Consider the following 5,755-nt stretch of genomic DNA (forward strand, 5'->3'; position numbering starts at 1 on the left):
TGGAAAAAAAACAACCCTACTAAAGTGCTTGATAACAATTCCTTTTACACCATTGCTGAAGTTTACAATTACAACATCAGCTCCGGTAAAATATTTGATTTTGGAGATAAAAAAGTAAATTATTACGCCAACGGATTCAACAATATGATCAATTTTGAATTCAAATGGGATGCTAAAAAAGACTACGAATTCATTTTCTCTAAATATTCTAACATCCTAAATGGTGAGTTAAAAGGTTCTAGTGTACTTAACTACTTATCCTCTCATGATGATGGCGCTCCTTTTGATGGCCTGCGTACACGAGGTATCGAAGCAGGTACAAAATTATTACTATCACCGGGTGTTGCACAAGTGTTTTACGGCGATGAAACCAATCGAGTTTTAGAAGTAGATGGAACGCAAGGCGACGCAAAACTCCGTTCTTTTATGAATTGGAACGCCATAAAATCAGATCCCGCTACTAAAGCCAACTTAGTGCACTGGCAAAAATTAGGGAAGTTTAGGAAAAATCATCCGGCAGTAGGCGCAGGAATCCATGAGCAAATCTCAGCGACACCTTATTTGTTTAAACGAACCTTTACAAAAGGTGCCTTTACAGATAAAGTGCTCATAGGACTCGATCTTCCCGTAGGTAAGAAACAACTCAATGTATCAACAGTGTTCCCTGATGGAACTAAAATTAAAGACAGCTATTCAGGGCTAACAACCGTAGTCAAAAATGGTCAAATAAAACTTAAAACCGACTATAACATTGTTCTTTTAGAAAAGAGATAAAAGTTATTTAAAGTAAAAATCATAAGCGATTTGCACTTTTTTTTGCGAAAAATTAATCAGACAGTTAAAAATAAATATACCCAAATTGTAACTTTTTGTAAAAATTATCGTCTAATAAAGGAACCAAACCTTTACTATGAACTTTCTAGAAAACTACGAACAGTTGCTAAAAGCTTTCTGGTACATTGCGCTACCAGTAAGTTTATTTTTTGGGCTACAAACCATTATGACCTTCGCCGGCTTAAGTGATGGCGAGACTGACATGGACTCCGACTCAGGAGACACTGATATGCCTTTTGAGATTTTTACCTTGCGTAATTTAATCAACTTTTTATTGGGATTCAGCTGGACCGGTATCTCCTTTTACGATGCTGTTGCCAACAAAATGATCTTGATTACTGTATCTGTTATTGTAGGATTACTATTTGTTGCCATCTTCTTTTTTATGATCAAACAAATTTTGAAATTATCGGAAAACAATAGTTTTAAAATCGAAAACACTTTGCATAAAACAGCCCAAGTTTACCTCAGCATACCCGAGGGAAAAACAGGAAAAGGAAAAGTAATGATTAGTGTTAACGGCGCTTTTCATGAACTTGACGCAATGACCACATCCCCGGAAAAAATCCCAACCAATTCCTCCGTTATTGTAGTAGGTATTGAAAACAATTTATTGATCGTAGAAAAAAACTAAACCAAAATAAACCATGACTGAAATTATTATTATTGTTGTTGCAGTATTTGTTGTATTTGTAACCTTTCTAACGCTTATCTCGCGTTACAAAAGATGTCCTTCTGATAAAATCCTTGTCATTTATGGCCGCACCGGAGGAACATCGGCAAAATGTGTACACGGAGGAGGTGCCTTCATTTGGCCTGTTATCCAAGATTATCAATACTTAGATCTTAAACCACTATCTATTGAAGCCAATTTAACGAATGCCTTATCACGTCAAAATATTCGTGTAGATGTTCCATGTCGTTTTACAATTGCAATTTCGACAGAGACAGAGAGCATGAATACGGCAGCGGAGCGTTTGTTAGGACTTTCGCCAGAGCAAATTCAAGAATTGGCTAAAGATATTCTTTTTGGACAATTGCGTTTGGTTATTGCTACCATGACCATTGAAGAAATCAACTCTGATCGTGATAAGTTCTTAGATAATATCTCAAAAAATGTGGATTCAGAGTTACGTAAAATTGGTCTAAAATTGATCAACGTCAACGTTACGGATATCAAGGATGAATCAGGATATATCGAAGCTTTAGGGAAAGAGGCTGCAGCCAAAGCGATAAACGAAGCTAAAATTTCGGTTGCTGAACAAGAAAAAATTGGAGAGACTGGTAAGGCGATGGCTGATCGTGAAAAAGACGTTCAAATTGCTGAGACGCACAGAGATCGTGATGTAAAAATCGCAATCACTAATAAAGATAGAGAAGTATCTATTGCCGCTGCTTTTAAAGACGAAAGCATTGGTAAAGCTGAAGCACAAAGAGATACCCGTGTAAAAACATCAGAGGCAAATGCGATTGCCATCAAAGGGGAAAATGAAGCCAGAATAGCCATTGCACAATCGGAAGCGGCACGTCGTGAGCGTGAAGCAGAAGCATTGAGAACCGCTTTAGCATCTGAAAAAGTACAAAGCGCAAGAGCATTAGAAGAATCTTATGTTGCAGAGCAAAAAGCAGAGGAAGCGCGTGCAGAGAGAGAACGCTCGACACAAAATGCAAATATTGTAATTCCAGCACAAATTGCGAAGCAAAAGGCGATCATTGACGCACAAGCCGAAGCCGAAAAAACAAGAGAGTTAGCAAAAGGAGAAGCCGATGCTATCTTTGCAAAAATGGAAGCAGAATCAAAAGGTTTGTATGAAATACTTACTAAACAAGCAGAAGGGTATAAAGAAGTGGTTAGCGCTGCTGGTGGTGATCCAACTAAAGCGTTCCAATTGTTGTTAATTGAAAAATTACCTGAATTGGTTAAAACTCAAGTTGAAGCGGTTAAAAACATCAAAATTGATAAAATTACCGTTTGGGATTCTGGAAACAATGGCGACAATGGTGCAGGTTCGACAGCGAACTTTGTATCAGGTATGATGAAAACGGTTCCGCCTTTGAATGACTTATTTAATATGGCAGGATTAAACTTGCCTACGTATTTAAAAGGAGAAGATAAAATTGAACCAACAACAACTGACACAACTAATGTATCTGATGTTGATTTAAAATAAAAACCAATTACTTTAGGCGAACTTGACCCTACAAGTGATAAGATTGCAAAAGCACAAACCTATTTTGGTTTGTGCTTTTTTATTTTAATTACCTTTGTCAAAATGTATTTTATGCTAAAAATTGGTCATCGCGGCGCTAAAGGACATGAACCTGAAAACACTTTAATTGGTTTTCAAAAAGCAATAGACCTACATGTCGATCGCATAGAACTTGATGTTCATTTAAGTACTGATGGCGAAATCATGGTCATACATGATGAAACTTTAGAACGGACTACGAATGGAAAAGGTTTAGTAAATGAGTTTTCTTTGCCTCAATTAAAACGCCTAAAAGCAGATAAATCGCAAGCAATACCGACACTAGCAGAAGTCCTGGATTTAATTGACCAAAAATGTGACGTTAATATCGAATTGAAAAGTTTTGAAACAGCCGAAAAAGTAGTCCTGCTAATTGACAAATACATTTCAGAAAAAAAATGGCGTTACGATCAATTTGTTGTATCGAGTTTTGACTGGAACGCCTTGAAACAGGTACATGTTTTAAATACAAACATCCCCATTGGAGTATTAACCGAGACAGATGTAGATTTGGCTTTGGCTTTCGCCAAATTTATTCAAGCCAAATCAATTCACCCCTATTTTCATTTACTAACGGCTGAAAAAACCAAGCAATTGCAAGCAGAAGGATTCCAAGTTTTTCCGTGGACTGTTAACGAAATTGAGGACATAAAAAAAATAAAAAACTACAACGTAGACGGAATTATATCCGACTTTCCGGATCGATTATAAATTTTGCTTTAAGCAAAAACAAACAAAACATGAATCAAAATTTTGATATAATAATAGTAGGTGGTGGAGCAGGAGGTTTTTTTACAGCAATAAATATTGTCGAGAAAAACCCGAAATTAAAGGTTGCTATTTTAGAGCGTGGCGCCGAAGTATTGCAAAAAGTACGCATCTCCGGCGGTGGTCGTTGCAATGTAACTCATGCCTGTTTTGAACCCAACGAATTAGTGAAATTTTACCCACGTGGAGAAAAAGAATTGCGCGGACCTTTTCATCAATTTTGCTCCGGAGATACTATCGAATGGTTTGAAAAGCATGGAGTAGCGCTAAAAATTGAAGATGATGGGCGCATGTTTCCGGTTTCTAATTCCTCACAATCGATCATTGATTGTTTTATGCAGGCGACTCAAAAGTTGGGCATCAAAGTACTGACGGGTCAAAGCGTACAATCTATTTTCAAAAAGGACAATTTATGGAAAATAGAAACCCAATCAGAAAATTATGTAGTTGAAAAATTAATTTTAGCTACAGGAAGCAATCCTAAAATCTGGGAAATGCTTCAAGCCTACGGTCATGCAATCGTGAACCCAGTTCCTTCTCTTTTCACTTTTAATATCAAAGATTCTCGCATAAAAGAATTGCCTGGAGTGGCTGCCTTTGCTACTGTAAAGATAAAGGATACTAAACTAGCATCTACAGGCCCTTTATTAATTACCCATTGGGGAATGAGCGGTCCAGCAGTTTTAAAATTATCAGCTTGGGGAGCCCGAATTTTACACGATAAGAATTACCAGTTTACGATTTTTGTTAATTGGCTAAACGAAGTTGATACTGCCGATGCCGAGAAAAAACTAAAGGAATTAAAGCAGGAACACGCTAAAAAAGCGGTTGCGAAGAAATCTCCGTTTGAGTTCCCAAACCGTTTGTGGGAAAGTTTAGTACTCGCTTCAGGAATCGAAATCGAAACAAAGTGGGCAGATCTATCCAAAGTGCAGTTGCAAAACCTAGCAAACCAATTAACAAACGGAAGTTTTCAAGTCAATGGAAAGAGTACTTTTAAGGAAGAATTTGTAACCGCTGGCGGAATCGATTTAAAGGAAATCAACTTTAAAACTATGGAAAGTAAACTGCATGAAAACTTATTTTTCGCAGGCGAAATTGTGAATATTGATGCGATTACTGGTGGTTTTAATTTCCAAAACGCTTGGACGAGTGGGTTTATATTGGCCAATAGTATTTAAAAACAGAAATTACAATTAACACGAATTTACATATTCCATAAGTTTTCCTTAAGAACATTCGAATAACTTTACCTTTCCTATAAAAACTAATTATGAAGGTAAAATTACTTATTGCGCTATTTTTTATTTACGGTCAAGTTAGTTTTTCACAAACCATTAAAGGAAAGCTTTCCTTTAACACCTATTCTATTTCGAATGCTGAAATAGTAAATACGAAAACAAAAACAATCGTTATCTCTGATAAAAATGGTTTTTTCACAATTGATGCACAACCTAATGAAACACTTGTTTTTATTGCTAAAGGATACGAACTAAGAAGTCTAAAACTAACCTCAAGATTGATTAAGGAAAATAATCTAGATATTAAATTAGTTTTAAAAGCTGAAGAGCTCAATGAAGTGTTTATTAACAATCAGCCAAGTGTAAAAATGGGCTCAGACACCAAATGGGAACAAGGTAAAGTAGATCAATTCACTTTAGACAAAAATGCTCAAAGATTAAAAGTAGTCGGTGTTAGTACACACACAATCGAAAACGGAATGGATTTCGTAAGAATAGGAAGGATGATTGGCAGCTTATTTAAAAAGGAAAAAGATTCGGTAGCTGAAAAAAATAAGAGCACTGCTAGCTTCAAAACAATTGCAAGAAACAGTTGTGACCAAAGATTTTTCTTGGAAACATTAAAATTAAAACCAGATCAAATAGATCTTTTTTTACAATTTT

5 protein-coding genes and 1 pseudogene are annotated in these 5,755 nt (G+C 36.2%); all 6 read left to right on the top strand.

Annotation, left to right across the window (positions count from 1 at the left end):
* Window positions 1–774 (top strand): annotated as a pseudogene (locus P8M54_RS13825) (alpha-amylase); the annotation flags it as partial.
* A 136-nt stretch (window positions 775–910) separates the two neighbouring features.
* A complete protein-coding gene (locus tag P8M54_RS13830; RefSeq protein WP_300288545.1) occupies window positions 911–1,468 on the top strand; it encodes an NfeD family protein in 558 nt (185 codons plus the stop codon).
* A 13-nt stretch (window positions 1,469–1,481) separates the two neighbouring features.
* Window positions 1,482–3,005: a flotillin family protein gene (locus tag P8M54_RS13835; protein WP_300288552.1), complete on the top strand. Its 1,524-nt coding sequence runs from the start codon at window positions 1,482–1,484 to the stop codon at window positions 3,003–3,005.
* Window positions 3,006–3,116: 111 nt separating this feature from the next.
* Entirely contained in the window at window positions 3,117–3,794 is a 678-nt protein-coding gene (locus P8M54_RS13840; protein WP_300288553.1) for a glycerophosphodiester phosphodiesterase family protein, read from the top strand.
* Between the two features lie 29 nt (window positions 3,795–3,823).
* Window positions 3,824–5,032 (top strand): NAD(P)/FAD-dependent oxidoreductase, encoded by a 1,209-nt coding sequence (locus tag P8M54_RS13845; protein WP_300288554.1) that lies wholly within the window; start codon window positions 3,824–3,826, stop codon window positions 5,030–5,032.
* Window positions 5,033–5,124: 92 nt separating this feature from the next.
* A partial coding sequence (locus P8M54_RS13850; RefSeq protein WP_300288555.1) for a hypothetical protein occupies window positions 5,125–5,755 on the top strand: 631 nt, incomplete at its 3' end.

Source organism: Flavobacterium sp. (assembly GCF_029242675.1).
In the GTDB taxonomy this organism is placed as follows: Bacteria; Bacteroidota; Bacteroidia; order Flavobacteriales; family Flavobacteriaceae; genus Flavobacterium.